The sequence below is a fragment of the Bradyrhizobium nivariense genome, assembly GCF_029846695.2.
Taxonomy (GTDB): Bacteria; Pseudomonadota; Alphaproteobacteria; order Rhizobiales; family Xanthobacteraceae; genus Bradyrhizobium.
On the sequence record NZ_JARWCR020000154.1, the window covers coordinates 1 to 3,301 of the forward strand.

Consider the following 3,301-nt stretch of genomic DNA (forward strand, 5'->3'; position numbering starts at 1 on the left):
GCGCGATGTACGAAAACAGGCCGCCCTGGTCCTTAAACCTGCCGCGCATGATCGCCTCTGACGATTCGAGATGGATAAAGTGAATCATCAAGCCCCCTCCGTGGCGAGGGGGTTCTTCAGCAGACTGTTAGACGAAGAAAGGGGAGAGCATGCTATCGAACGCGAAGGTGGCAACACGGCTTCCGGCCAAAGACCTGAACCGGGCTCGGGCATTCTACTCCGAGAAACTCGGGCTCGAGCCGATAGAAGAGCGTGCGGGCGGACTCCGCTATGTCTGTGCGGGGGGTGAGTTTGCGATATTCATCTCGGCCGGAATGCAATCCGGCACGCACACACAGATGGGATGGGAGGTCGGGGATATCGAGGCAACCGTACGCGAGCTTCGCGCGCGGGGCGTCGAGTTCGAGGAGTACGACCTGCCCGGCCTGAAGACCGTCGATGGGATTGCCGAGATTGCCGGAAATTACCCCAGCAAGGGTGTTGGAGAGCGGGGCGCGTGGTTTCGCGACAGCGAAGGTAACTTGCTGGGGGTGGGGCAGCCGGTGTGAAGTTGACGGGCGACCGCGTCGCCTTTGAGCGAAACACACGCCCTACCGCCGTATCAAGCCCTGGCCCTGCATGCGCCAGAGCAGCAGGTCGATGCGGTCCTGGCCGAAGAACGGCTCGTTCTCGAACACGAAGGTCGGCACGCCCCAATGGCCTGATGCCGCGTGGTCCTTTTCGTTCTCCGCGATCACCTGCTCGTAGCGATCCGGGTCAGCGGTGATTGCGGCATCCATTGCGGCGAGATCGAAGCCAGCCTTGTCGGCGGCGCGCGCGAGATGATCGCCTTCGTTCCAGCCCGCCACCGAGCCGTCCCAAAGCACGCGCGCGATCGCGTAGGTGAAATCGAGCGAGCGGCCTTCGAGCTGCGCCATGGCGCCCAGCCGGGTCAGTCGGTGGATGTAAGGCTGCTCGGCCGCCACATCTAGCGTCGACTTGTCCTGCACGATCGGATCCGGTCTGGGAAAGCGGAACGGAATGCCCTCGTGCTGCGCCACGCGCGTGCTGTCGAGCACCACATAGCGAATGAAGTTTGGGCTGGCCTTCTTGAAGAAGCCGGGCACGCGGACAGCGAGTGGATAGACCGGCCGCAGGTTGACCGCGAGATCATATTCCGCGACGAGCTTCAGTGTCTTGGGCAGTGCCAGATAGCTGAAGGGACTGCGGTAGGAGTAGAAGAGGTCGACGGACAAGGTCATCGGGCCGGCTCCGCGATGCGCCCCATCATGCTGCGGACCACGAGCTTGTGGAAGGGCATGATGAGCGTGAGATAGGTCCGGCCGAGGAGGTTATGCGTCCGCACCAGCGTGGTCGAGGTCACCTGCCGGCTCGCGTTATCGCCGGCCACATCGACCACGATGCGAAAATCGAGATGAGAATCGTCGAAGCCCGCGATCAGCCGCTCCGGCGTTTCGCTCAGCACCGGAAACAGGCCGATCAGGCCGCCGGGCGCCGGCAGGCCTTCGCCCGACGGTTTCAGTCCGAACGGGCTCACCAGGATATTGCGCAAGCGCAGCAGCGCATCGATCCAGCGCGGCCCGTGCAGCACCATGCGGGTGCAGGCTTCGCGGGCATTCACGGTCGTCGCGACGATCTCGACGCGGAACGCGTCGATGAATTGCGCACCTGCCAGCACGGCATCGGCGTCGACCTCTGGGGTGACTTCGCGGACGGTCCCGGTCATGACGCCAGTCTGCGCGTCAGCATCCGGAAGCGCAAGATCAGCAAGCCCGCGTAGACGAACGATCCGATCGACAGTCCGATCCAGACACCGACGGCGCCGAAATCGGCGTGGAAGGCAAGCCACCAGGCGATGGGAAAGCCCACGCACCAATAGCCGATCGCGGCGAATACCAGCGTCATCCTGGTGTCATTGATGCCGCGTAGCGCGCCGCCCATGATGGTCTGGATTGCATCGGCGATGAAGAAGGTCGCGCCGACCAGGAGCAGCGTTGCGGTCAGCTCGATGGTCGCCATGCTCGCCTCGCCGCTGCCGAAGAACAGCCGTCCCAGCTCATAGCGGCCGAGGATGATCGCGACGGTCAGGGCCGAGACGAACGCGATCCCGAGCACCGCTGCGACGAGACCGGCGCGCTTCACCGCAAGCGGCTCGCCGCGGCCGAAGGCATGACCGACTCGCACGGTGGCCGCCATGCCGATGCCGAGCGGAACCATGAACAGCACGGCGGTGACCTGGAGCGCGATCTGATGCGCCGCGAGCGCCGTGGTCGAGATCAACCCCATCAGCAGCGCCGCCGAAGAGAACAGGCCGTATTCCAGCAGCAGCGAGAACGAGATCGGGGCGCCGATCGCGATGAGCTCGCGCATCAGGGGCCAGTCGATCCGCCAGAGATGGGCGAGCGGACGATAGTCCGCGAACGGCTTGCGCAGCCCCGCAATCGCGAGCGTAGCGAGGAAAGTGCCGAGATTGACCAGTGTGGTCGCAAGCCCCGCGCCGAACAGGCCGAGCTCAGGCAGGCCGAACAGGCCGTGGATCAGGACGTAGACCAGCGCGGCATTGACGGGGATCGCCGCGAGCGTGATCCACAGCGGGGCCTGCGGCCGGTTCACCGCGCTCATCATGCTGCGCAGCGCGATGAAGCCGAGCGCCGGCGCGATGCCCCAGGCCAGCCCGTTCAGATAGCGCTGGGCGAGCGCGGCCGAGGGCGGCGCCTGACCGAGTGCGATCAGGATGTGCTCGCCATAAAGCGGCGAGGCCATCATCGGCAGCGAGATCAGCAGCGCGACCCACAGGCCGACCCGCAAGGAGCGGCGGATGCGCCTGACGTCGCCGGCGCCGAACGCCTGCGCGGCCAGCGGCGATACCGCCGTCACAAGCCCGAGCCCGAACGTGAAGCTGACGAAATAGACCGTATGCGCCAGCGCGGCGGCTGCGACCGCATCCTCGCCGAGCCTCCCGATCAAGGCGAGATCGGTCGTGATCATCGCGATCTGTCCGAGCTGCGTCAGCATCATCGGCACGGCCAGCCGCAGCGTCTCGACGAACTCGTCGGCGAGAGGATTTGGCGGCACGCCGGCTTGCGGCTGCGGACGAGGCTGGACGGTGTCGAGCATGGCGGGTCATTAACACAGCCAGGCGACGAAAACATGGCTCGGTCATTCTCTCCCTCCCCCCGTTCTTACGGGGAGAGGGTTGGGGTCATCTGCGCTAGGTTAGTCGTGCGCGGAGATTGTCGTGTTGTTTTTGGCGCCGTCGCGGTGGTTCGCAGAGGTGGCGGCGGGTTCGGCTGAAGAGATT

4 protein-coding genes are annotated in these 3,301 nt (G+C 65.1%); 1 reads left to right on the forward strand and 3 read right to left on the reverse strand.

Annotated features, from left to right (window positions below):
* Nucleotides 1-149 precede the first annotated feature (149 nt).
* Nucleotides 150-548, forward strand: coding sequence for a VOC family protein (locus tag QCM77_RS45455; RefSeq protein ID WP_279687605.1), 399 nt, complete (start codon nt 150-152; stop codon nt 546-548).
* A 42-nt stretch (nt 549-590) separates the two neighbouring features.
* On the opposite strand, the gene QCM77_RS45460 is transcribed toward QCM77_RS45455, so the two are convergent.
* From QCM77_RS45460 to QCM77_RS45470, 3 genes are read right to left on the reverse strand one after another with little or no spacing between them, the layout of a single operon-like run.
* Nucleotides 591-1,241 carry a 2-hydroxychromene-2-carboxylate isomerase gene (locus QCM77_RS45460; protein ID WP_280097079.1) on the reverse strand — a complete coding sequence of 217 codons (651 nt, stop codon included), beginning with the start codon at nt 1,239-1,241 and terminating at the stop codon, nt 591-593.
* Entirely contained in the window at nt 1,238-1,726 is a 489-nt protein-coding gene (locus QCM77_RS45465) for a DUF2867 domain-containing protein (protein ID WP_280097080.1), read from the reverse strand. Before QCM77_RS45465 ends, QCM77_RS45460 begins: the two co-directional genes overlap by 4 nt.
* Nucleotides 1,723-3,117 carry an MATE family efflux transporter gene (locus tag QCM77_RS45470; protein ID WP_280097081.1) on the reverse strand — a complete coding sequence of 465 codons (1,395 nt, stop codon included), beginning with the start codon at nt 3,115-3,117 and terminating at the stop codon, nt 1,723-1,725. The genes QCM77_RS45465 and QCM77_RS45470 overlap by 4 nt, the downstream gene beginning before the upstream one ends.
* Between the last annotated feature and the right edge of the window lie 184 nt (nt 3,118-3,301).

What these genes read in the sequence shown, in the direction of transcription:
- QCM77_RS45455 (WP_279687605.1), top strand. Translation starts at nt 150, where the DNA reads ATGCTATCGAACGCGAAGGTGGCAACACGGCTTCCGGCCAAAGACCTG.
- QCM77_RS45460 (WP_280097079.1), bottom strand. Translation starts at nt 1,241, where the DNA reads ATGACCTTGTCCGTCGACCTCTTCTACTCCTACCGCAGTCCCTTCAGC.
- QCM77_RS45465 (WP_280097080.1), bottom strand. Translation starts at nt 1,726, where the DNA reads ATGACCGGGACCGTCCGCGAAGTCACCCCAGAGGTCGACGCCGATGCC.
- QCM77_RS45470 (WP_280097081.1), bottom strand. Translation starts at nt 3,117, where the DNA reads ATGCTCGACACCGTCCAGCCTCGTCCGCAGCCGCAAGCCGGCGTGCCG.